The 22,294-nt window shown below is 63.5% G+C and carries 23 protein-coding genes and 2 tRNA genes; 15 read left to right on the forward strand and 10 right to left on the reverse strand.

Going from position 1 to position 22,294, the window contains the following annotated elements:
• The first annotated feature begins 7 nt into the window (after positions 1–7).
• Positions 8–484: a transcription elongation factor GreA gene (gene greA / locus ACQ4WQ_RS20785; RefSeq protein WP_034757428.1), complete on the forward strand. Its 477-nt coding sequence runs from the start codon at positions 8–10 to the stop codon at positions 482–484.
• The gene (locus tag ACQ4WQ_RS20790; RefSeq protein WP_326457581.1) at positions 484–927 is read left to right on the forward strand and encodes a DUF4149 domain-containing protein; all 444 of its coding nucleotides are present in this window, start codon (positions 484–486) and stop codon (positions 925–927) included. Before greA ends, ACQ4WQ_RS20790 begins: the two co-directional genes overlap by 1 nt.
• A 203-nt stretch (positions 928–1,130) precedes the next feature.
• Here the strand turns inward: ACQ4WQ_RS20790 and ACQ4WQ_RS20795 are convergent, their stop codons facing one another.
• Complete coding sequence (locus ACQ4WQ_RS20795) at positions 1,131–1,601, reverse strand: YhbY family RNA-binding protein (protein ID WP_010397237.1); 471 nt, start codon at positions 1,599–1,601, stop codon at positions 1,131–1,133.
• A gap of 42 nt (positions 1,602–1,643) precedes the next feature.
• On the opposite strand from ACQ4WQ_RS20795, the gene ACQ4WQ_RS20800 reads away from it, so the two are divergent.
• The 6 genes from ACQ4WQ_RS20800 (at position 1,644) to ACQ4WQ_RS20825 (ending at position 7,063) form a co-directional block, all read left to right on the forward strand.
• On the forward strand, positions 1,644–2,327 hold the full coding sequence (locus ACQ4WQ_RS20800) for an RlmE family RNA methyltransferase (RefSeq protein ID WP_070219517.1): 684 nt from the start codon (positions 1,644–1,646) through the stop codon (positions 2,325–2,327).
• A gap of 203 nt (positions 2,328–2,530) precedes the next feature.
• A complete protein-coding gene (ftsH, locus tag ACQ4WQ_RS20805) occupies positions 2,531–4,411 on the forward strand; it encodes an ATP-dependent zinc metalloprotease FtsH (protein WP_035817778.1) in 1,881 nt (626 codons plus the stop codon).
• Positions 4,412–4,525: 114 nt separating this feature from the next.
• Complete coding sequence (gene folP, locus ACQ4WQ_RS20810; protein ID WP_436499646.1) at positions 4,526–5,359, forward strand: dihydropteroate synthase; 834 nt, start codon at positions 4,526–4,528, stop codon at positions 5,357–5,359.
• A gap of 39 nt (positions 5,360–5,398) precedes the next feature.
• Positions 5,399–6,736 carry a phosphoglucosamine mutase gene (gene glmM / locus ACQ4WQ_RS20815; protein ID WP_436499648.1) on the forward strand — a complete coding sequence of 446 codons (1,338 nt, stop codon included), beginning with the start codon at positions 5,399–5,401 and terminating at the stop codon, positions 6,734–6,736.
• A gap of 81 nt (positions 6,737–6,817) precedes the next feature.
• Positions 6,818–6,894: transfer RNA gene (locus ACQ4WQ_RS20820), tRNA-Pro, on the forward strand.
• A 94-nt stretch (positions 6,895–6,988) separates the two neighbouring features.
• A tRNA-Arg gene (locus ACQ4WQ_RS20825) sits at positions 6,989–7,063 on the forward strand.
• A gap of 83 nt (positions 7,064–7,146) precedes the next feature.
• Here ACQ4WQ_RS20825 and ACQ4WQ_RS20830 read toward each other — a convergent pair.
• The 3 genes from ACQ4WQ_RS20830 to ACQ4WQ_RS20840 form a co-directional block, all read right to left on the reverse strand.
• Positions 7,147–7,326: a hypothetical protein gene (locus ACQ4WQ_RS20830; protein WP_326457112.1), complete on the reverse strand. Its 180-nt coding sequence runs from the start codon at positions 7,324–7,326 to the stop codon at positions 7,147–7,149.
• A 170-nt stretch (positions 7,327–7,496) separates the two neighbouring features.
• Entirely contained in the window at positions 7,497–8,063 is a 567-nt protein-coding gene (locus ACQ4WQ_RS20835) for a PEP-CTERM sorting domain-containing protein (RefSeq protein WP_436499650.1), read from the reverse strand.
• A 315-nt stretch (positions 8,064–8,378) separates the two neighbouring features.
• Positions 8,379–8,930, reverse strand: coding sequence for a GbsR/MarR family transcriptional regulator (locus ACQ4WQ_RS20840; RefSeq protein WP_175444744.1), 552 nt, complete (start codon positions 8,928–8,930; stop codon positions 8,379–8,381).
• A gap of 137 nt (positions 8,931–9,067) precedes the next feature.
• On the opposite strand from ACQ4WQ_RS20840, the gene cydD reads away from it, so the two are divergent.
• The 5 genes from cydD to cydX all read left to right on the forward strand — a co-directional run bounded on the left by cydD (position 9,068) and on the right by cydX (position 15,457).
• A complete protein-coding gene (cydD, locus tag ACQ4WQ_RS20845; RefSeq protein WP_436499652.1) occupies positions 9,068–10,762 on the forward strand; it encodes a thiol reductant ABC exporter subunit CydD in 1,695 nt (564 codons plus the stop codon).
• The gene (locus tag ACQ4WQ_RS20850) at positions 10,759–12,438 is read left to right on the forward strand and encodes an amino acid ABC transporter ATP-binding/permease protein (RefSeq protein ID WP_436499654.1); all 1,680 of its coding nucleotides are present in this window, start codon (positions 10,759–10,761) and stop codon (positions 12,436–12,438) included. The genes cydD and ACQ4WQ_RS20850 overlap by 4 nt, the downstream gene beginning before the upstream one ends.
• A gap of 125 nt (positions 12,439–12,563) precedes the next feature.
• Complete coding sequence (locus ACQ4WQ_RS20855; protein WP_436499656.1) at positions 12,564–14,141, forward strand: cytochrome ubiquinol oxidase subunit I; 1,578 nt, start codon at positions 12,564–12,566, stop codon at positions 14,139–14,141.
• Positions 14,142–14,154: 13 nt separating this feature from the next.
• Positions 14,155–15,309 carry a cytochrome d ubiquinol oxidase subunit II gene (gene cydB, locus ACQ4WQ_RS20860; RefSeq protein WP_436499658.1) on the forward strand — a complete coding sequence of 385 codons (1,155 nt, stop codon included), beginning with the start codon at positions 14,155–14,157 and terminating at the stop codon, positions 15,307–15,309.
• Between the two features lie 22 nt (positions 15,310–15,331).
• On the forward strand, positions 15,332–15,457 hold the full coding sequence (gene cydX, locus ACQ4WQ_RS20865; protein ID WP_070258990.1) for a cytochrome bd-I oxidase subunit CydX: 126 nt from the start codon (positions 15,332–15,334) through the stop codon (positions 15,455–15,457).
• Positions 15,458–15,520: 63 nt separating this feature from the next.
• On the opposite strand, the gene ACQ4WQ_RS20870 is transcribed toward cydX, so the two are convergent.
• The 3 genes from ACQ4WQ_RS20870 to ACQ4WQ_RS20880 all read right to left on the reverse strand — a co-directional run bounded on the left by ACQ4WQ_RS20870 (position 15,521) and on the right by ACQ4WQ_RS20880 (position 17,104).
• Positions 15,521–15,745, reverse strand: a complete 225-nt coding sequence (locus ACQ4WQ_RS20870) for a hypothetical protein (RefSeq protein ID WP_034757471.1) — start codon at positions 15,743–15,745, stop codon at positions 15,521–15,523.
• Between the two features lie 82 nt (positions 15,746–15,827).
• Positions 15,828–16,796 carry an IS1595 family transposase gene (locus ACQ4WQ_RS20875; protein WP_436499660.1) on the reverse strand — a complete coding sequence of 323 codons (969 nt, stop codon included), beginning with the start codon at positions 16,794–16,796 and terminating at the stop codon, positions 15,828–15,830.
• Between the two features lie 128 nt (positions 16,797–16,924).
• Entirely contained in the window at positions 16,925–17,104 is a 180-nt protein-coding gene (locus ACQ4WQ_RS20880) for a hypothetical protein (protein WP_436499662.1), read from the reverse strand.
• A gap of 165 nt (positions 17,105–17,269) precedes the next feature.
• On the opposite strand from ACQ4WQ_RS20880, the gene ACQ4WQ_RS20885 reads away from it, so the two are divergent.
• Entirely contained in the window at positions 17,270–17,989 is a 720-nt protein-coding gene (locus ACQ4WQ_RS20885) for a hypothetical protein (protein ID WP_436499664.1), read from the forward strand.
• A gap of 2 nt (positions 17,990–17,991) precedes the next feature.
• Here the strand turns inward: ACQ4WQ_RS20885 and ACQ4WQ_RS20890 are convergent, their stop codons facing one another.
• Together ACQ4WQ_RS20890 and ACQ4WQ_RS20895 are read right to left on the reverse strand one after the other, a co-directional pair.
• On the reverse strand, positions 17,992–18,366 hold the full coding sequence (locus ACQ4WQ_RS20890) for a DUF1294 domain-containing protein (protein WP_436499666.1): 375 nt from the start codon (positions 18,364–18,366) through the stop codon (positions 17,992–17,994).
• 58 nt (positions 18,367–18,424) lie between these two features.
• Positions 18,425–18,991, reverse strand: a complete 567-nt coding sequence (locus ACQ4WQ_RS20895; protein ID WP_436499668.1) for a methylated-DNA--[protein]-cysteine S-methyltransferase — start codon at positions 18,989–18,991, stop codon at positions 18,425–18,427.
• Positions 18,992–19,086: 95 nt separating this feature from the next.
• Here ACQ4WQ_RS20895 and ACQ4WQ_RS20900 point away from each other — a divergent pair, with 95 nt between their 5' ends.
• Positions 19,087–19,836: a nucleotidyltransferase domain-containing protein gene (locus tag ACQ4WQ_RS20900; RefSeq protein WP_436499670.1), complete on the forward strand. Its 750-nt coding sequence runs from the start codon at positions 19,087–19,089 to the stop codon at positions 19,834–19,836.
• Here the strand turns inward: ACQ4WQ_RS20900 and ACQ4WQ_RS20905 are convergent.
• Positions 19,833–22,067, reverse strand: coding sequence for a TonB-dependent siderophore receptor (locus tag ACQ4WQ_RS20905; RefSeq protein WP_436499672.1), 2,235 nt, complete (start codon positions 22,065–22,067; stop codon positions 19,833–19,835). The genes ACQ4WQ_RS20900 and ACQ4WQ_RS20905 overlap by 4 nt on opposite strands.
• Positions 22,068–22,294: the final 227 nt, after the last annotated feature.

Raw genomic sequence — 22,294 nt, forward strand, 5'->3', positions numbered from 1 at the left:
AGATAACATGACCTCAGTCCCATTGACCAAATACGGCGCAGAACTTCTGAAAGAAGAGCTGCATCATTTGAAGACCAAGGAACGCCGCATCGTCATCGATGCGATCGCCGAAGCGCGTTCGCACGGAGATTTGTCGGAAAACGCCGAGTACGATGCCGCCAAGGAACGCCAGGCCTTCGTCGAAGGCCGCATCGCCGAGCTCGAAGGCAAGCTGGGCGCAGCGCAAATCATCGACCCGACCGCGCTCGACGCGGAAGGCCGCGTGGTGTTTGCCTCGACCGTGAACCTGGAAGACCTGGAATCGGGCCAGAAAGTCACCTACCAGATCGTCGGCCTCGATGAAGCCGACCTGAAGATGAACAAGGTTTCCGTGACGTCCCCGATCGCCCGCGCGCTGATCGGCAAGTACGCCGGCGACGTGGTGGAAGTGCAGGCGCCGTCCGGCCCGCGCGAATACGAAATCCTGGAAGTACTGTACATCTGATGCTTGCCCGCGTGCGCTTCCTCGTTGCCACGCTGTGGGCGGGCAGCCTGTGGACCATCGGCTTCATCGTGGCGCCCACCCTGTTCGGCACCTTGAGCGACCGCGTGCTGGCAGGTAATATCGCCGGCAGCCTGTTCCGCGCCGAGGCCTGGCTGTCCATCGCCTGCGCGCTGGTACTGCTGGCCTTGCTGCAATGGAGCCCCGGTGCGCTGGAACTCAAGCGCCGCCGCCTGCTGGGCGCGCTGGTGCTGTCCATGCTGGTGTGCACGCTGCTCAGCCATTTCGGCATCACGCCGCTGATGGCCGAGCTCAAGGCGCAAGCGCCATCGGGCATCATGGACGAGGCCATGCGCAGCCGCTTTGGCATGCTGCATGGCGTGTCGACCGTGATCTTTGCCGTGCAGAGCCTGCTGGCGGGCGTATTGATCTGGAAACAGCAGTAATCGGCTGTGGTGTTGTCGGATTACGCGCTGCGCGCTAATCCGACCTACCTGACTGATGGTCGATATCGTAGGTCGGATTAGCGGCGCCTTGGCGCCGTGTAATCCGACAAGCGCAATTGCAATAAAAAAGCGGAGCAGGGGATATCCCGTGCTCCGCTTCTTGTTTCAAGCCCGGCCGCCTTGCGGTGGCCGGGTGAACAGGCTTACTTGCTGCCCAGTGCGCTTTTCTTGGCGCTTTTCTGACGTGGCTTGGCACGCTTGATGGAACCGCCTTCGGTAACGCGCTCATTGCCCTTGATCATGACTTTCGTCACGCTCGGGCGCTTGGTGCCGCTGGCGCTGGCCTTGACGATGGTCACTTCGCGCATGCCTTTGCCGGCGCTGACCTTCTCCTTAACCACTTCTTTTTTCGGACGGTAGATTACCAGCAGTTTGCCAATATGTTGTACCGGGGCGGCGCCGAGATTGCCGCAAATCGTATCGTACATTCCGACGCGGGCTTCGCGGTCATCGCCGAACACGCGGACTTTAATCAGGCCGTGCGAATCCAGGCCAAGGTCGATCTCTTTGAGGACAGCAGGTGTCAAGCCCGCTTCGCCAATGATGACGATAGGCTTCAGCGCGTGTGCTTCGGCGCGCAGTGCGCTGCGCTCTACGGGTGTAAGTTTTAGCATAATAATATTTAGTAATTCCCTTAAAAGCAGTATTCTACGCGAATGGCAAAGAAGAAATTAAACAAAAACTGGTTGCACGACCACATAAATGATCCTTATGTGAAGTTGGCGCAAAAAGAGGGCTACCGCGCCCGGGCAGCATACAAGCTCAAAGAAATCGATGAAGACGAGAAACTGATCAAACCTGGCCAGGTGATTGTCGACCTTGGTTGCACTCCCGGCAGCTGGGCCCAGTACACGCGGCGCAAGCTGGCCGGCAAGGACGGCGGCGGGGTCAATGGTACCCTGATTGGCCTGGACATGCTGGAAATGGAGCCGATCGCCGATTTCCACTTCATCCAGGGCGACTTCCGCGAGGCGCGCGTGCTGCGCCAGCTGGAAGTGGTGTTGCAAGGCCGCAAGGTCGACCTGGTCCTGTCGGACATGGCGCCCAACCTGTCGGGCATCGCCACGGCGGACGCCGCGCGCATGGAGCATCTGATCGACCTGGCCATCGAATTTTCGCAATTGCATTTGAAACCATCGGGCGTCTTGCTGGTGAAATGTTTTAAAGACATGGGTTTCAGCCAGATCGTGGAGAAATTCCGCGCTGAATTCAAGGTCGTGGTGCAGAAAAAGCCGAAGGCCAGCCGCGATAAATCGTCGGAAATCTTCCTGATGGGCCGTGGAATCAAGAATCCGCTGAAAAATGCCGTAGAAGAAGATGATCCCGCCCTTGATATTTAAGAGGGAATCCGCACATGGGAACGAGAAGTGCAGTAGCGTCTGATGGCATAAAAGCCTAAATTGTTTATACTGCATTTTTTTTGCGTGAACGCGGTTTTTTCGCGCGCACGGATCGGCGGGCTTTGGCACGGCCCGCTTATTGCGAGTAAAATCGTGTTTCTAGCTATAGGTAAAGAGATGCGCACTGCATCCAAGGAGTCTTCGTGAATAACATGTTTTCCAAATCTGCCATCTGGGTAGTCGTATTGCTGCTGTTGTTCATGCTGTTCAAGCAATTCGACAGTCATGGCGCCACAGGCGGCAGCAAGGCCATCGCTTATTCCGATTTGCTGGATGAAGTCAAAGCCAAGCGCGTCAAGGATGTCGTGATCGAAGGTTCGTCGATCACCGCCAAGCTGATGGACGACACCAAGGTGCGTACCACCGCCACCAGCCTCGACAAGGGCCTGATCGGCGACTTGCGCGACAATGGCGTGCATTTCGATGTGCGTCCGCCCGAGGAAGCGTCTTTCCTGCAAACTATTTTTGTTTCCTGGTTCCCCATGCTGCTGTTGATCGGCGTCTGGGTCTTCTTCATGCGTCAGATGCAAGGCGGCGGCAAGGGCGGGGCATTCTCGTTCGGCAAGTCGAAGGCGCGCATGATGGATGAAGCCAGCAACACCGTCACCTTCGCCGATGTCGCCGGTTGCGACGAAGCGAAAGAAGAAGTCAACGAAGTGGTCGACTTCCTCAAGGATCCGAGCAAATTCCAGAAACTGGGCGGCCGCATTCCCCGCGGCGTGCTGATGGTCGGTCCTCCGGGCACGGGTAAAACCCTGCTGGCGCGCGCCATCGCCGGCGAAGCCAAGGTGCCGTTCTTCTCGATTTCCGGTTCCGACTTCGTGGAAATGTTCGTCGGCGTGGGTGCTAGCCGCGTGCGCGACATGTTCGAAAACGCCAAGAAACACTCGCCGTGCATCATCTTCATCGATGAGATCGACGCTGTCGGCCGTCACCGCGGTGCCGGCATGGGCGGCGGCAATGACGAGCGCGAACAGACCCTGAACCAGTTGCTGGTCGAGATGGACGGTTTTGAAGCGAACTCCGGCGTCATCGTCGTGGCCGCCACCAACCGCGCCGACGTGCTCGACAAAGCCTTGCTGCGTCCGGGCCGTTTCGACCGCCAGGTTTCCGTCGGCTTGCCCGATATCCGTGGCCGTGAACAGATCTTGAACGTGCACATGCGCAAGGTACCTATCGGTACCGACGTGAAAGCCGATATCCTGGCCCGCGGTACGCCTGGTTTCTCCGGCGCCGATCTGGCCAACCTGGTCAACGAGGCAGCCCTGTTCGCCGCCCGCCGCAGCAAGCGCCTGGTGGAAATGGCTGACTTCGAAGATGCGAAAGACAAGATCTACATGGGTCCCGAGCGTAAATCGATGATCATCCGCGAGGAAGAGCGTCGCAATACGGCTTACCATGAGTCCGGTCACGCCGTCGTCGCCAAACTGCTGCCGAAAGCCGATCCCGTGCATAAAGTGACGATCATGCCGCGCGGCTGGGCCCTGGGCCTGACCTGGCAGTTGCCGGAACACGACAACTTGTCCGCCTACAAGGACAAGATGCTGGAAGAAATTTCCATCCTGTTCGGCGGCCGTATCGCCGAAGAGATTTTCGTGGGACAGATGTCCACGGGCGCATCGAACGACTTCTCGCGCGCCACCAAGCTGGCCCGTTCCATGGTGACCCGCTTCGGCATGTCCGACAGCATGGGCGTGATGGTCTACGAAGACAGCGAAAACGAAGGTTTCTTCGGTGGCGCCACCAAGACGATCTCGGAAGCGACCCAGCAAAAGGTCGATGCTGAAATCCGTAACATTCTCGACAAGCAATATGCTTTGGCGCGTACTTTGCTGGAAGGCAACCGCGACAAGGTCGAAATGATGACGAAAGCCTTGCTGGAATGGGAAACCATTGATGCAGAGCAAATCAATGACATCATGGCCGGCCTGGAGCCGCGTCCACCGAAAGTCATTCCGCCACGCCGCAATGCGGGCGACAGCGGCACGGGCGGCATTTCGCCGAACGTGACGGCGCCAGCCTGACAAGGGCCGCCCTGACGGGCGGCACGCAAGGGTATGGCAAGAACGAGGGTAAGGAGCGATCCTTGCCCTTTTTCGTTGGCGCACCAGATTTCCCTGACGACTACAAAGATTCACATGCGACACTATTTGCAATTCGGCCGTTTCGGCTTCAACCTGTCCGGCGCGCAGGCGCTGGTGATGGGCATCCTGAACATCACGCCCGACTCGTTTTCCGATGCGGGTCAGTACCAGCACCTGGAATTTGCCCTGTCGCGCGCCGAGCAGATGATTGCCGATGGCGCCGATATCCTCGACATCGGCGGCGAATCGAGCCGCCCCGGCGCGCCGCCGCTGCCGCTGCAGGACGAGCTTGCGCGCGTCATGCCGGTGCTGTACGCCTTGCGCGACTGCGGCAAGCCCCTGTCCGTCGACACGTACAAGCCTGAAGTGATGCGCGAAGCCATCCTGGCGGGCGCTGACATGATCAACGATATCAACGGTTTCCGCGCGCCGGGCGCCATCGAGGCCGTGCAGGGCAGCGATTGCGCCCTGTGCATCATGCATATGCAGAACGTGCCGCAAACCATGCAGCAGCAACCGCAGTATGAAGACGTGGTGCGCGAAGTCATCGACTTCCTGCGCGAGCGCATCGACACGATGACGGCGGCCGGCATCGCCCGCGAACGCCTGTGCGTCGATCCCGGCTTTGGTTTCGGCAAGACGGTGGAACAGAACTACGCTTTATTGCGCGCCACGCGCCAGCTGCGCAGCGAACTGGACCTGCCTGTGCTGGCGGGCCTGTCGCGCAAGTCGATGATCGGCGCCGTGACGGGACGTCCCGTCGAGCAGCGCCTGGCCGGCAGTGTTGCCGGTGCGCTTGCTGCGGTAGCGCAAGGGGCAGAAATTATCCGTGTGCATGATGTAGCAGAAACCGTCGATGCCCTGAAGATCTGGCGCATGGCGCATTGAAGCTGTAAGATTCATTATAAACAACAAAAAGAGAAATTTATGACGCGTAAATATTTTGGCACCGATGGCATCCGCGGCCTCGTGGGCACCGCTCCGATCACCCCCGACTTCGTCATGCGCCTCGGTTATGCGGCCGGCAAGGTGCTGGCCAAGTCGCAGGGCGGCAAGGCGCGCCCGACGGTGCTGATCGGCAAGGACACGCGCATTTCCGGCTACATGCTGGAAGCGGCGCTGGAAGCGGGCCTGTCGGCCGCCGGCGTGGACGTGATGCTGGCAGGTCCCATGCCGACGCCGGCAATCGCTTACCTGACGCGGGCGCTGCGCCTGTCGGCCGGCGTGGTCATTTCCGCCTCGCACAATCCCTACCATGACAATGGCATCAAGTTCTTTTCCGGCCAGGGCACCAAGCTGCCCGACAGCGTGGAACTGGAAATCGAAGCGGCGCTCGACGAGCCCATGGCTTGCGTGGCATCGGAAAAGCTGGGCCGCGCCAAGCGTCTCGACGATGCCCAGGGCCGCTACATCGAATTTTGCAAGAGCACCTTCCCGAACGAGCTGGACTTGCGCGGCCTGAAGATCGTCGTCGATTGCGCGCATGGCGCCGCCTACCATATCGCGCCGCACGTCTTCCATGAGCTGGGCGCGGAAGTCATCGCCATCGGCAACAAGCCTGATGGCTTCAATATCAATGCGGGCTTTGGCGCCACGGCGACCAAGGCCATGGCCGAAGCCGTCGTCGAGCACGGCGCGGACCTCGGTATCGCCCTCGATGGCGACGCCGACCGCCTGATCATGTGCGACGCCACGGGCCGCTTGTACAACGGCGACGAGCTGTTGTACGTCATGGTCAAGGACCGCCTGGCGACGGGGCCCGTGGCCGGCGCCGTCGGCACGTTGATGACGAATATGGCGCTGGAAGTGTTGTTCAAGCAGCAGGGCATCGGTTTCGCGCGCGCCAAGGTGGGCGACCGCTACGTGCTGGAAGTCATGAAGGAAAAGGGCTGGATACTGGGCGGCGAGGGCTCGGGCCATCTGCTGTGCCTGGACCGTCACACGACGGGCGACGGCATCGTCTCCGCGCTGCAAGTGTTGTCCGCGCTCAAGCGCAGCGGCCAGAGCCTGCAGCAATGCCTGGCCGAACTGGTGCTGTTCCCGCAGACCCTGATCAACCTGCGCGTGGCGCCCGGTTTCGACTGGCAGAAGAATGCCGCCATGGTGGCCGAGAAAGAGCTGGTCGAGGCCGAACTGGGCGACACGGGCCGCGTGCTGATCCGCGCTTCGGGCACCGAACCGCTGATCCGCGTGATGGTGGAAGCGAAAGATAAAGAAAAGGCCGAGTCGATGGCGCGCCGCATCGCGGATAAAGTGGCGGTGTAAAGGCAAGCGGCGATAGTTATTTCCATCTAATTCGCCTGGGGCAATTGACGAAATTGGGCGGGGGCGTTATTATCTTGTCTTCGGAGTGTGGCGCAGCCCGGTAGCGCACCTGGTTTGGGACCAGGGGGTCCAAGGTTCGAATCCTTGTACTCCGACCAAAGTCATAAGCGGGCTGTCAGAGATGACAGCCCGTTTTCTATTCTGCGGCGCCTTGGCATTGCTGGCGCGCATAGACTAAAATGCTGCACCTTTCCGCCCATCGTTCAACGGATAGGACAACGGTCTTCTAAACCGTGAATGGGGGTTCGATTCCCTCTGGGCGGACCAGTCCTTGCTGGTCATGCAGGCGACAAGCTGTCGCATTGCCATCATTCTTCACCTCTTCATCTTTTACCTGCCTGCCTGCCGTGTCACGGCTGCGCGAACAGCACCACACTCAGCAAATACAGCAGCGGCGCCGCGCACAGCAGCGCCGAACATACCGAAACGATTTTTTTGTTGGCCAGCCGGGCCAGGCGCAGCCGTTCCCGTACGGGCAGGTGCTGGCGGATCACGCTGCGCGCGCGTGGCTGAAACGGTTGTTCGTGCATGAGATCTCCTTCGTCGATCAGCAGTTGATGCCGTCGAGCATAGCGAGGGGGATCTAAAAATGGTGTAAACAGTGGGCCTGGCGCCGCAAGCACGGCGTAAAGATGCGGCGGATATGGAAGGCGGCAGCGGGCGCTGCCGCGCCGCTGCCGCTATGATGCGATGACGAGGCTTACTTTCCCTGGCGGCGGCGCGCCATGAAGCCCAGCAGGCCCAGGCCGGCCAGCAGCATGGCATAGGTTCCAGGTTCTGGCACGGCGGAAGTGAAGGCCCTGTAGTTGCTCAGGTCCTTGGGCAGGCCCGCTACCGTGAAAGTGGTGCCGGCAGCCACGGGTGCGGCCCAGTGGAACACCAGTTCGCCCTGGCCGAAGTGGATGGCCAGGTAGTCATAGGCGGCCGCGCTCGTATAGGAATTGACGCCGCCGCTCAAGCCTGCCGTGGTGCCGGCAGTGCAGCCCGAGGTGGGATTGTCGCAATACGAAACGGCGGCGCCCAGGCTGCTGCCGAACACGCCATTGATATAGCCCTGGATGTCCGAAGGGCTCTGCGGCACCAGATTGTCATCATAATATTTCACCTGCAGTGCCGGCGATGGCGAATAGGTGACGGTGCTGCCGGCGATGACGAAGCCGCTGGCCGGCCCTACATCGACCCAGGTGGCCGCTTGCGCCGCACTTGCCAATACAGTCATTGCGGCCAGCATGGATGCCTTGATGGCAATACTCTTTACGCTTTTCATGAAAACCCCCTTGTGCTTGAGACAGTCGCTTCTAGTATTGGGACGCGTCCCTGCCTGCCGGGGATGTCATCCCATTGCCCGTTTTTTAGCTATCGTTTTAGCTATTTCCTGCACGTACTGGGTACGCAAATGCAAGCTTACTCTTGATCTAAAATAATACAATTTTAATAATTCTATTGGTTTGCTTGACAACATCGCATACGGCTATGTCTGGCTGTGCCAGCGATAGCCAATATGACGTGAGGAAATGGCGTGACAAGACGCGCCAGCCTGTGCTAGCGGCGTCCCTGCTTGGGGAGAGGAGAGGCGGGTGCTTCAGTCGCTGTTGTTGCTGACGCCAAACAGGCGATCCTTGGCGTTGAGCAGCTTTTGCACCTTGGCGCCCATTTTCATCAGTTGCGCCATCGATTCGGGCGACAGGCGCTGCAAGTCGTCGAACCAGGTATTGGCCAGGTCGACCAGTTCATACATTTCGCGCATGCGCTCCTGCGCATATTGATCCACCGGTTCCGTGGCCGGCGCCAGCAGCGCTTCGCGCAGCACCGTCAGGGTGGGAGCCACCTCGCGGCGACGGCGCTCGGCGGCCACCACGCGGAAGATTTGCCACACATCGCCCAGCGAGGAAAAATACTCGCGCCGGTCGCCGGGAATGCGCGACTGGCGGATCAAGCCCCAGCCCTGCAATTCCTTCAGGCCGATGCTCACGTTCGAGCGCGAAAAACTCAGGTGTTCCGCGATTTCATCCGCGTGCAAAGGATGCTCCGCGACAAACAACAAGGCGTACACTTGCCCCACCGTCCGGTTAAAGCCCCAGCGGCTGCCCATCTCGCCGAAATGGCTGACGAAGGTCAGGATCAGCGGCGTCATTTGGATATTTTGAGTTTTCATAATTATCTGAATTTTTTCACGCCAAACCGCCAGGGTCAATTGATATATGTCATGTTTCGCAGTATTATACAAAAAATCGAATTTACAGAAAATTCTGAAAACTCAAAAAGTATAAGATGACGACCTCGCCACTGTCCTTGCCCCGCTTTATTCTTCCCCGTGCCGCCAGCCTGGCGCAAGGCGGCGCCGCCTTGCTGTGGCTGCCGCAAGCGGCCTTGCTGGCCTGGGCCGTGCAAGCCATGCTCGATGGCGCACCGTGGCGCGCGGCCCTGTTGCCGGCCGCCGGCGTGCTGCTGCTGGGCGTGCTGCGCGCCGGCTGCGAAGCGTGGGGCGCGCGGCGCATGTATGCGGCGGCGCGCGCGCACCTGTCCACCTTGCGCGGGCAGGTGGCGCAGGCGCTGGCGCGCCGTTCGCCGCTGGACCGCCAGCGCGCGCAGTCGGGCCAGGCGGCCAGCGTCATCGCCGAGCAGGCCGAAGCCATCGTGCCGTATCTGGTGCGCTACAAGCCCGCGCGCTGGAAAGTCATGCTCGTGCCGCTCGTGATCCTCGCCGTCGTGACGCCGCTGTCGTGGATCGCCGCCTTGATCCTGCTCATCGCCGCGCCCCTGATTCCCGTCTTCATGGCCCTCGTCGGCATGGGCGCGCAGGCGGCCAGCCGCGCGCAGATGGTGGAAATGGGCAGCATGAATGCCTTTTTGCTGGACCGCCTGCGCGGCCTGGCCACCTTGCGCGCGCTCGATGCCGTCGATGCCACGGCCGCGCGGCTGGATGCCTCGTCGCAATCCGTGCGCCGGCGCACGATGGTGGTGCTGCGCATCGCCTTCCTGTCGTCCGCCGTGCTGGAACTGTTTTCCGCGCTGGGCGTGGCCATGGTGGCCGCCTTCATCGGCTTCTCCCTGCTGGGCAGCCTCCATTTCGGCACCTGGGGCCGTGAACTGAGCCTGGGGCAGGGCTTGTTCATCCTGCTGCTGGCGCCCGCGTTCTTCGAGCCGCTGCGCGAACTGGCCGCCGTCTGGCACGACAAGGCGGCCGGCGAGGCGGGCCTGGCCGGACTGCACGACCTGGCCGCCGAGGGCGTGCCCCTGCCGGGCGCCGGCGTGGAGCTTGCCGCCGTGTCCGCCGCCGCCATGGCCGTGGCGCCGCCGCCCTCCATTGACATTCATCAACTGCGCTTTGACCATCCCGGCGAAGCGCCCGTGTTCGACGGCTTTGACTTGAGCGTGCGCGCCGGCGAACACGTGGCCCTGCTGGGCGCCAGCGGCGCCGGCAAGACCACCTTGCTGTCCTTGCTGGCCGGCTTGCTGCCCGCCAGCGGCGGCGATATCCGCATCGGCGGCGTGCGCCTGAATGACAGCACCGTCAATACCGTGCGCCAGCGCATGGCGTGGATGGGCCAGCGTCCGCACGTGTTTGCCGCGTCCGTCAGCCAGAACGTGACCCTGGGCCGCGCAGGCGCCAGCGGCAGCCCCGCGCAGGTGACGCAGGCGCTGCACCTGGCCGACCTGGCTGGCGTGGCCCAGGCGCAGCCGGCCGTCATGCTCAGCGATGGCGGTCAGGGCTTGTCCGGCGGCGAGGCCGTGCGCCTGGCCCTGGCCCGCGTGGCCCTGCATCCACATGCGGACTTGCTGCTGGTCGACGAACCGACGGCGCATCTGGACAGCGAAACGGCGGCGCGCGTCACGGATGCCTTGCTGGCCCTGGCGAAAGGCAAGACGATGCTTGTCGCCACGCACGACCCCGTGCTGGCTGGCCGGCTGCAGCGCACGGTGCAGGTCGATGCGCAGGCGCAGGCACGGGAGCTGCGCGCATGACCACTTCCCTGATTTCCCATCCCGTCCTGCGGCAACTGCTGCTGGCCCAGCCCCGCAAGCTGATCGGCGGCGCCTTGCTGGCGGCCCTGACGGCCGTGGCCGGCATGGCCTTATTGGGCTTGTCCGGCTGGTTCATCACGGCCACGTCGATTGCCGGCCTGCACGCCTCCACCGCCATCGTCTTCGACGTCTTCGGCCCGTCGGCCGGCATCCGCCTGCTGGCCATCGGCCGCACGGGTTCGCGCTATGCGGAGCGCCTCGTCACGCACGACGCCACGTTCGCCGCGCTGGCGGCCATCCGCGTGCAGCTGTTTCGAGGCTGGTCGCGCCCGGAAGCGGCCAGCCGCTTGCTGCGCCAGCCCGCCAAGCTGCTGTTCCGCCTGACGGCCGATATCGACGCGCTCGAAGCGCTGTATTTGCGCCTGCTGGTACCCGCCTGCACGGCCCTGTGCGTGGCCATGCTAGCCGGCGTGGCGCTGGGCGTGATGCAGTGGCAGCTGGGCCTGGGCGTGGCCGCGTGGCTGCTGGCCGCCGGCGGCGGCATCAGCTGGATCGTGGCGCGCCGCGCCCGCCGTCCCGCCATCGTGCGCTCGCGCGCCATCGAAAAACTGCGCTCCGGCACCATCGACCTGGTGGCCGGCCAGACCGACCTGGTGATGGCGGGCCGCATCGGCGCCCAGTGCGCCGCGCTGGAACAGATCGACCGCTCGCTGGCGCAAGCCGATTTCGCCCTGCTGCGCCTGGAAACGGCGGCCGGCGCCGCGTATGGCGTGGCCGGCAGCGCGACCTTGGCTGGCGTGCTGCTGGCCGTGGCCGCGCTGGTGCAGCAACAAATGATGACCGTGCCGCTGGCGGCCCTGGCCTTGCTGATCGCGCTGACGGCCGTGGAACCGTTTGCGGGATTGCGCCGCGGCGCGCTGGAAGCGGGGCGCATGCTGCTGGCCATGCGCCGCCTGGCGCCGCGCCTGGATGGAGATGTAGCTCCGCCGTCCATCGACGCAGCACCAGGCTTGCGCCTGGAACAGGTCTGCGCCGCGCATGCGGGCAGCCATGTCGCCATCCTGCACGACATTTCCCTGCACGTCGGCGAGGGCGAACGCGTGGCCTTGATCGGCCCCAGCGGCGCGGGCAAATCCACCTTGCTGGCCATCGCCGCGCGCGAGCTGGCGCCGCTGTCGGGGAGCGTCAGCGCGCCGCGCGCCTGCCTGTTCACCCAGAAGACGGAACTGTTCCAGGACAGCTTGCGCGATAACCTGCGCCTGGCCGACCCGTCCGCCAGCGATGCGCAGCTGTGGGCGGCGCTGCAGGCGGCCGGCCTGGACGACGAGGTGCGTGCCTTCGCGGGCGGCCTGGACACCATGCTGGGCGAGGGCGGCCTGGGCTTGTCCGGCGGCCAGGCGCGCAGATTGGCGCTGGCGCGGCTATTTCTGCATGCATCGACCTTGTGGCTGCTGGACGAGGCGACGGAAGCGCTCAATGCGCGGACGGCCAGCGATGTCCTGCAGCGCCTGGCCACGCGCTGCGAAGGGCGCAGCTTGCTGATCGCAACCCACTTGCGGCGCGAAGCGGCGCTGGCGGACCGGCTGCTCAGCCTGCGCGATGGCCGCATCGTCGGCGACGCGCGCCGTGGCACGCCAGCCTTCGAGGCGGCGCTGGCGGGCTTGCGCGCAGATTAAGGAATGAAGGAAAGAGGGGAGACACAGGCGGTCCGTATGCCAGCGTGAGGGCGGCGGAACCAATCGAATCGCATCAGATAGATACCAAGTTTACAATTACAGCAGGGAAACACCAAGGAAATCATATGGACTTCGATATTGTCGCTTTATCCAGACTGCAGTTTGCGCTGACAGCTCTGTACCACTTTATATTTGTTCCGCTGACGCTGGGCCTGTCAGTGATCCTCGCCATCATGGAGACGGTGTATGTGATGACGAACCGCCCCATCTGGCGCGACATGACCAAGTTCTGGGGTGTCTTGTTCGGCATCAACTTCGCCATGGGCGTGGCGACGGGCGTCGTCATGGAATTCCAGTTCGGCATGAACTGGAGCTATTACAGCCATTACGTGGGCGACATTTTCGGCGCACCGCTGGCCATCGAGGGCTTGATGGCCTTCTTCCTGGAAGCGACCTTCGTCGGCCTGTTCTTCTTCGGCTGGGACAAACTGTCGAAGCGGGGCCACCTGGTCACCACCTGGCTGGTGGCCATCGGCTCGAACTTTTCGGCCCTGTGGATTTTGATCGCCAACGGCTGGATGCAAAATCCCGTCGGCGCGGCCTTCAATCCGCAGACCATGCGCATGGAAGTGACGGATTTCGGTGCCGTGCTGACGAATCCCGTGGCACAGGCGAAATTCGTGCACACGGTGTCGGCCGGCTATACGGCGGCATCGATTTTCGTGCTGGGTATTTCCGCCTGGTATCTGCTGAAGGGCCGCCACGTGCAGCTGGCCAAGCGCTCGATGACGGTGGCCGCCTCGTTCGGCCTGGCCGCCACCTTGTCAGTGGTGGTGCTCGGTGACGAAAGCGGCTACCTGTCGTCCGAACATCAAAAAATGAAGCTGGCCGCGATCGAAGCCATGTGGACCACGGAGCCGGCGCCCGCCGCCTTCACGGCCATCGGCTTTCCTGACGCGAAAGCGCGCGAGACGCATTACGCCGTGCACATCCCGATGGTGATGGGCTTGATCGGCACGCGTTCGCTGACGACGGAAATCCCCGGCATCGAGCAATTGGTCGACCGCGGCGAACTGCTGATCAAGGATGGCATCAAGGCCTATGACGCGCTGCAGACCATCCGCAGCGTGGCGCCGGGCAGCCCCGTGCCGCAGGACGCGAAAGACATGTTCGAGTCGAAGGGCCAGTCCATGGGCTATGCCTTGTTGTTGAAACGTTATGTCGACGATCCGCGCCAGGCCACGCCCGAGCAGATCCGCAAGGCCGCGCTCGACACCGTGCCGCCCGTGGGCCCCTTGTTCTGGTCTTTCCGCGTGATGGTGGGCTTGGGCATGTTCTTTATCTTGTTGACTGGCACGTTCTTCATCCTCTCGACGCGCCGCACCCTGGACAAGCACCGCTGGCTGCTGAAAGTGGCCGTGTTCGCCATTCCGCTGCCGTGGGTGGCCATCGAGGCGGGCTGGATCGTGGCCGAAGTGGGCCGCCAGCCGTGGGTCATCGAAGGTGTGCTGCCGACGGCCGTGGCCGTCTCCAACCTGGGGGCGTCGACGCTCCTGATTACCATCGCCGGCTTTGCCGCCATCTACACCGTGCTGTTGATTATCGAAATGAAGCTCATGCTCAAGGCCATCCGCAAGGGGCCGGAAGAGACGCCGCGGACTCCCGTGCCAGCGGCCGCAGCCATTCATACTCAACGCGCCTGAGGAGGGCCAGACCATGATTTTGCATGAAATGATTTCGTATGAAACCCTGCGCCTGATCTGGTGGCTGCTGATCGGCATCCTGCTGGTGGGCTTCGCCATCACGGACGGCTTCGACCTGGGTACGGGCATGCTGCTGCCGTTCGCCGGCAAGACGGACCTGGAGCGCCGCGTCATCATCAACAGCATCGGACCCGTGTGGGAGGGCAACCAGGTGTGGCTGATCCTGGGCGGCGGCGCCATCTTTGCCGCCTGGCCGCAGCTGTACGCCGTCTCGTTCTCGGGCTTTTACCTGGCCATGTTCGTCATCCTCGTGGCGCTGATCGTGCGTCCCGTCGCCTTCAAATTCCGCAGCAAGCGCGAAGACCCGCGCTGGCGCGCCCGCTGGGACGCGGCCCTGTTCGTAGGCGGCTTCGTGCCGGCCCTGATCTGCGGCGTGGCGATCGGCAACGTGCTGCAGGGCGTGCCGTTCCGTTTCTCGCCGGACATGCATATCTTCTATGACGGCAGTTTCTTTGCGCTGCTCAACCCGTTCGCGCTGCTGTGCGGCCTCGTCTCGGTGGCCATGCTGGTGATGCACGGCGCCACCTGGCTGCAAGTGAAAACGGACGGTGCCGTGGCGGAGCGTTCGCGCCGCTACGGCAGCGTGGCGGCGATTGCGACCGTCGTGCTGTATGCGGCAGCCGGTGCGGCCCTGTGGCTGTGGGTCGATGGCTACCGCGTCACCAGCGCCGTCGTCGTCGACGGCCCGTCGAACCCGATGCTGAAAACGGCGCAAGTGCACGTGGGCGCCTGGTTCCTCAACTTCGCCGCCCACCCGTGGACATGGATCGCCCCTGCGGCCGGCTTGCTGGGCCCCTTGCTGGCGTTCGCCTTGCTACGTGCGCGCCGCGAAGTGCCCGCCTTGCTGGCCAGCGCGGCCAGCATCGCCGGCATCATCCTCAGCGTGGGCGCGGCCATGTTCCCGTTCATCCTGCCCTCGTCGATCGATCCGCGCGCCAGCCTGACGGTGTGGGATTCCTCGTCCAGCCACATGACCCTGTTCATCATGCTGGTCGTCACGGCCGTCTTCATTCCCCTCATCGTGGCTTACACGACCTGGGTATATAAAGTCCTGTGGGGCAAGGTTGACGGCAAAGCCATCGAAGACGAAACCGGTCACGCTTACTAAGAATTAAGGAAAGGATATAACTATGTGGTACTTCGCCTGGATACTGGGTCTTCCGCTGGCGGCGACGTTCGCCGTGCTCAACGCGATGTGGTATGAAATTGCCGATGGCGACACGACGCCCGAGCAATACCGCGACACGCCCAAGTAAGCGCGCGTCGGCTTGACTGGCCCCGCCCCGTGCGCATGCACGGGGCGGGGCTTTTACTTTGGATCAAAGCAAGATGAATTCGCCGCGGATGCGCAGCTTCATGCCGCGCGGCGCGTCGGCGCCCGCCGCCACGGCCCAGGCCGTGATCCAGCGAGCACAGCGTTCGCGCGCCGCCGCATCGGCCAGCGCCTCGTTCAGTCGCCGCAAGCGCGCATCGGCCCGGTCGATGCGCTGGGCCAGGTACAGGCGCTGATCCATGGGATCCGTTTTTTTGCTGTAATGCTGCATGGCGATTCCTTTCCGCTTCAGTCATGGCATAGCCATGTACGCGGGGATGGGGCGCCCGGATTCAGTTCAGGAAAAAAAAGGGCTATGTCACCGTCAAGTGTGGGAATGCGCCCAATGTTGCTTTCAATAACGTTTCGGGTGAGCGGATGCGCCTGGCGTCGAGTATCCAGCGCCATCCCAGATAGTTCGGCAGGTAGCGCGTGGCCACGCCGTGAAACGGCTTTAACCATTCGCGCAGGCGGCTGTGATACGCATTGACGTTCTGCACGTGCGCGGCGCCGCGCACACGGATGCCGGCGCGCAAGTTGACGGCCTGGTGGCTGAGGCCCGCCTCCCGCGCAAACGCCCGATAGGCGGGATGGCCATCCGTGACCAGCAGGATATCCTGGTCGATGACAGGCAACAAACAGCGGTGCAGTTGCGCCTTGGTCAACGCGCCTCTGCCGGTGACGAAATCGAGGGTCTGGCCCGTGCGATCACGCGCCACCAGGATGCAGACTTGCTCGTTGGATATGCCGCGCCGTTGCGCATGGCCGCCCCGGCGGCGGGCCGGACGCGTCATCTGTCGCGCCCCTTTTTCCGATTCCAGCACGTATAACTCGTCAGCCTCGGCGATGCCATGCAGGCCGTGCGGTCGATCCGTCCTGGCGACGCTGAGAAAACGGTGGCGCCAGCGAAACGTGGTGCTGCGGTGCACGCCCAGTTGCAGCGCCGCCTTGCGCACGGAATCCGATGCAAGCAGGCAATCGGCGTAGTCGAGCCACAGCGATTTATGGCGCAAGCGGGCCAGCGGCGTCCCCGTCAAGGCATTGAAGGTGCGTCCGCAAGGCACGCAACGGTAGCGCTGCAGGCCGTTCGCATGGCCATGCCGATGCAGGTGGGACGAGTGGCAGGCTGGGCAGGCCAAGCGCGGCTGCGCCACGCCCTCCAGCAGCGCGACGGTCGCGTCGAGTGGCGTGTTGCCACGCAGCAGGGCCATGCCTGCCTGCCGCTGGCGCCGGTTCAACTGCACAAACTGCGCGATAAATCTGATCCATTCGGCTGGCTGCATGCTCTGCTCCCTGTGTGGTGGGTATGCAGAGTCAGACAGCACCGCCAAGCGAAGATTCCTGTATTTCCCCTATTTGCCGATGACATAGCCAAAAAAAGCCACCGCAAGGGTGGCTGCTGGGGCTTGCGTCAGGATGCTGTCTTGCCGGCCGGTTTGGGGGTGGCAATGGCGATCGGGTCGCTGGCCGGAAAGCTCTCCTTCAGCGCTTCATCGAGCGCTTCCTCGGCGTGGCTTTCGCCGGCCGGCGTGGGCGAATCGCGCTCCGGTGGCGGGGCGGGCGTGGTGGCGGCGTTGGTGCTGGAATGCATGATATTCCCCTCGCGGTGGTGCGCCATGGGGCCGGGGTGGCCTGGGCGCGGACTGATGCATCCAGCCTAGCACATCGCGCAAAAACAGCGCGCCGGATGCGCCTGCCGCAGGAGCGGATGGCGGCGTCTGCTACACTGCGCTCCACTTTTATCGACGGAACCGCCATGACTTCCCCATCCCTGCCATACCGCGCCACCGCAACCGAAGTTTGTGCCTGGCTGGCGCAACAGACGGGCACCCCGTGGACCCTGGCGCGCCTGCTCGAGCAGGGCGGCTTGCCGTATGTCTGGCTCGATTACAGCGAGCAGTGGAGCGAGCTGTTCCATGACGGCGTGACGCGCTACGCGGCGCCCGTGGTGTTCATCGAGGACAAACAACACCTGGCCTCGGACGCCGGCGACGTGTGGCTGCGTTTTACGCGCGACTCCAGCAATATTTCCATCGAACTCAAGGCGCCGGGCTTGCGCGTGCCGCTGGAGGGCTTGCACTTCCAGGAGCGCGATCTCTTGCGTTTGCTCAAGGAGTTGCAGCATCCGGCGCCGGCCGAAGCGGCAGCCGACAAGGCGCCCGTGGTCTTGCCCAGCGCCTTGAAGGGCCTGGGCCGCGAACAGATTTTGATTGTCTTTGCCGGCGTGGGCAAGGTCGACCTGGACCAGGGACTGGCCAGCGGCGTGGGCATCTTTGGCGACGATGGCGCGCGCGTGCGCAAGAATTCGCGCGGCGGCAAGAACAGCCATGTGTGGCATCCGGTCACCCTGGCGTTCGGCTTGCACGATGTGCACCGCGTGCCGATGGCGCACCTGAAGAAGGCGTTTGCCACGCAACCGTTGCTGCGCGAGTGGAAGGCAGACTGGCTGGAATCGCTGCGCCTGCTGGGCGAGTGACCTTATAACTCGATGGGCGCCACCTCGGTGCCGATATCGGGCGCCGCGTAATGCATGCTGAAATACACGAAAGCGCCGATATTGAGGGCGACCGTGATCCAGAACACGATGCGAAATGAGCGCTTGCTCGACTTGTGGCGTAGCCATTGCTGGGCCAGCACGGCGCCCGGCCAGCCGCACAGCAGCCCCAGCAGCAGCAAGGTGCGCTCCGAGGTGCGCCAGCGGCCCCCTTTTGCGGCCGACTTGTCGATCGCATAGGCAACGAAACAGCCGAGGCTCAGCACGCCATACACGAGGGCGACCAGGGCGGGAATATGGAAAAAGAACGTGGCCAGCAAATACAGGACGACAAAGAACGCGATGACAAGGTAGGGCATAGGATGTGGTGGCTTCAGTGAGGGCGTGAGTATCCCACACCGGGAGCGATGGCGCCGCCTAAAATAAACAGCCTTGCGCCGTATCGACGTGTACGGCGCGGCGGCGGGCGTGGCCCGTCTTCAGCGCTTCGCGGTCGCTCGACAGGGAAATGCCTTCCAGCGCCAGCAAGGTTTCCTTGGCATGCAGGCCGCCCGCAAAGCCCGTCAACTCGCCCGTGGCGCCGACGACCCGGTGGCAGGGAGCGATGATGGAAATGGGATTCTTGCCGTTGGCGGCGCCCACGGCGCGCACGGCGGCGGGACGGCCGATCTGGCGCGCGATCTCGCCATAGCTGCGCGTCTGGCCGTACGGTATCGTCAGCAGCGCGCGCCAGACTTCCTGCTGGAATGGCGTGCCGGCAAAATCGAGCGGCACATCAAAGCATTGCAGCGTACCGGCAAAATAGGCGCCCAGCTGGCGCGCCGTTTCCTGCAGCACGGCACAGTTGTCATCGACGCGCATCGCGCCCAGCCGCACGCGGTTCGGCTTGTCGTTTTCCCACAAAATAGCGGCCAGGGCTTCCCCGCGCGCCACCAGGGTCAGCTCGCCCACGGGCGAGGGCACCACGATGCAGTCGTATTCCATGTTGGTTCCTTGATCAGATGGCGCCAGTGTAGCAGGATGGCGGCAGCCTGCGTATTGCGTGTAGGATAGTGTTTTATCGACATGGAGCACCGGCTTTGACGACGATCCCCACCTATGAGACCATCCGCGCGATTGCCCAGCGGCTGGTGCAAGAACGCTATCCCACGGCCGTGGCGGCCATCATCGGCGGCTCGTTCGCCACAGGCCGGCAAACGGCCAGTTCCGATATCGACTTGCTGCTGCAGTTCGACCACGTCGACTGCGCCTGGCGCGACACGATCGTGGCCGAGGGGCGCACGGTGGAACTGTTCGCGCACGACCTGGCCACGTTCACGTATTTCTGCAAGGAAATGGATGCGCCGGGCGGCACGGTGCCGCTGGCGATGATGGTGGTGGAAGGGGAAAACATTGTCGCCGCCGGCGACGCCTACGCGCAGCTGCACGCGCTGGCGCACGCCATCGACACGGCCGGGCCGCCCGCGCTCGACGTGGAGAACCTGCAGCGCCGCCGCTACGCCATCACCACCGCGCTGGAAGATCTGGTCGACAGCACGCACCCGGGCGAGGCGCTGGCCGTCGCTTGCCAGCTGTACGAAGCGCTGGCCGACCTGCACCTGCGCGCGGCGGGACAGTGGAGCGGCGGCGGCAAGCATCTGTTCCGCCGCCTGCAGGCGTTCGACACCGCCATCGCCGGACAGCTCGATGGCGCGCTGCGCCTGGTCGCCAGCGATTTGCCGGCCGGCCAGCGCGCGTTCGGGCAAGTCGCCGCCGCCGTGCTGGCGCCCGTGGGCGGTCCCTTGCTGGACGGATTTACCCTGCCGGCGCCCGCGCACTGGCGCGCTTAAAACGCCGTGCGCACGGCCAGGCTGACGTTGCGCGGTTCGCCCCAGAAGACGCCGTCGAAGAAGCCCACGTTGCGGTAGTACTTTTTATCGAGCAAGTTATTCACGTTCAGTTGCACGCTGGCGTGGCGGTTGAGGGCATAGCTGGCCATGGCGTTGAGCAGTGCATAGCCCGCTTGCGGGATGTTGGTGATGGTTCCCGATGGCGGGCGGCCGTACCACGATGCGCTGTAGGTGGCGCTTTGCGCCGTCATGCTGGCGCCCGCCCTCAAGCCGGCCAGGCGGCCGTCGAAGCGGTAGCTGGTGGCCAGGCGCAGCAAATGGCGCGGCTGCGTGGTGGCGGCGCGGCGGCCATCGGCCTCGGCCGCGTGCAGATAGGTGTAGCCGCCGCTCGCTTCCCAGGCGGGAGACAACTGGCCGGAAACGTCGAACTCGACGCCCTTGGCCGTCACGCCAGCGCCATTGGCCACCATGGCCTGGCCGCCGTCGGGCAGCAAGAAGCCGGGCGGCACCGTGCGGTCGAGTTCCGCCAGGTTCTTTTTCTTCGTATGGAACAGGGCGGCCGACGCGTTCAGCTTGCCTTCATAAAATTCGCCCTTGATGCCCAGCTCGGCATTGTCGCCCGTTTCCGGTGGTAAAAACTTGTCGTTGCGGTCCTTGCTCGTTTGCGGGTTGAACAGCTGCGTGAAGCTGGCATACGCGGAATATTGCTTGTTGATATCGAACACGGCGCCCACGTAGGGCGTCACTTCATTGCGCGTCTCGGCAAAGTCGCCGCTGCCCGTGTATGCGCCTTGCGTGTTGTAGCTGCGCGTGTCCGTGCGGTAAGTGCTGCTGCGTGCGCCGATGATCAGGTGCAGCGGGTCGGCCAGGCTCAATCGCGTGGCCACATAGCCGCCCGCCAGCCGCGTCACCGTTTCCGTGTGCGAGCCGTCGGGGCGGAACACGGGGCGGGGGATGTTGCCCGTCCAGCTGCGGTAATCTGGGATGAAGTCCGGGTAATTGATTTCCGCCTCGCCGCCCAGCGAGCGGGCGCGCTGGTTGCCGCCGTTCCAGCCGACGATGGCCGTGTGCTTGCGTCCCAGCAAGGTGAACGGGCCGCTGGCATAGACGTCGAAATTGTCGCCCGTGGTCTTGCCTGCGCCATAGGCGCCCGTCCACAGGCGCATGCCTGCGCCCGTGGCCGGGTCGGGATGGCCGCCGCCCGCGTAGGCGACGGTGGTGCGGTTCGTGCTTTCCGTGCGCGCATAACCGAGGTGCATGTTCCAGTTGCCGGGCAGGCGCTGGTCCAGCGACGTGAATAGCGTGTGCTGCTTGTTGGCCCAGGTGCTCCATGGCGTCGTGAGGCTGGTGTTGCGCGGCAAGTTCGCCAGGCTGCCATCCGCATTCCAGTACGGCACGGCGCCCCAGGTGGCGCCCGTGGGCTGGTTGTCCTGGAAGTCGACACCGGCCGTCAGCAGGCTGCCGGGGCGCAAGTCCGCCTCGACGATGAGCATGCCCACCGTCTTGCGTTCGTGATACATGTCCAGGTAGGAATCGCGTTGTTGCCAGGCCAGGGCCGTGCGCGCGCGCACGCTGCCATCCCCGTTCAGGGGCGTGGAGAGGTCGGCCTCGATCCTCTGGTCGTCCCAGCGGCCCATGATGAGGCCGGCGCTGGCCTGGAAGTCCCTGGTCGGCCGCTTGCGTATCATGTTGATGGTGGCCGACGGGTCGCCCGTGCCGCCCATCAGGCCCGTGGCGCCGCGCACGACCTCGATGCGGTCATACAGAATCGTGTCTTGCAGCGGCGCATTGCCGCCGCGCGCCATGCCGTCGATCTGCAGATTGTTGATGCCGAAGCCGCGCGCATAAAAGCGCGTGCGCTCCGTATCGTTCTGGCCCACCTGGATACCCGTCGTCTGCGCCAGCGCCTGGTCCAGGCGCACGGCGCCCAGGTCGTCGAGCAGCTGACGCGTGATGACGCTGACCGATTGCGGCGTCTCGCGCAGCGACAGGTCCATGCGCGTGGCGCTGCGCGCTTCGCCGGCCGTGTACGACTGTGTGCCTTCCGTCGCCGGCGTCGACTGGCCCAGCACGGTGACGGCCGGCATGGTCACGTCGGCCGGGGCGGCGTCGGCGGCCAGTGCCGGCAGGGCCACGCCAGCGGCAAGGCTGAGAAGACTGATGTGTAATAAACGGGGCAGGGGGCGCAAGGCGGGCAGGCGCGAAGAAGAGAAGACGGTGGTCGATTGCATTATTTTCCTGGAGTATTTTTAGTCGTGTGTGTTCCTATCTCGTCTGGCGAGTGGCGCAGTAGCTGGGGGGATGGCGTGACGCTGGCCCGGGATCTGGCTCGGATAGCAGTTCCACCCGCGCCTGGCAGTGGAAAGGTCGTGCATGATTCCGTTCATTTATTGTGAATAAGAATCATTATCAATATAAGTGGTCTTTGCCAAATAATCAAGCGTGTGCACCAAAGGAG

Source organism: Janthinobacterium goodfellowi (assembly GCF_051380695.1).
Taxonomy (GTDB): Bacteria; Pseudomonadota; Gammaproteobacteria; order Burkholderiales; family Burkholderiaceae_D; genus Janthinobacterium.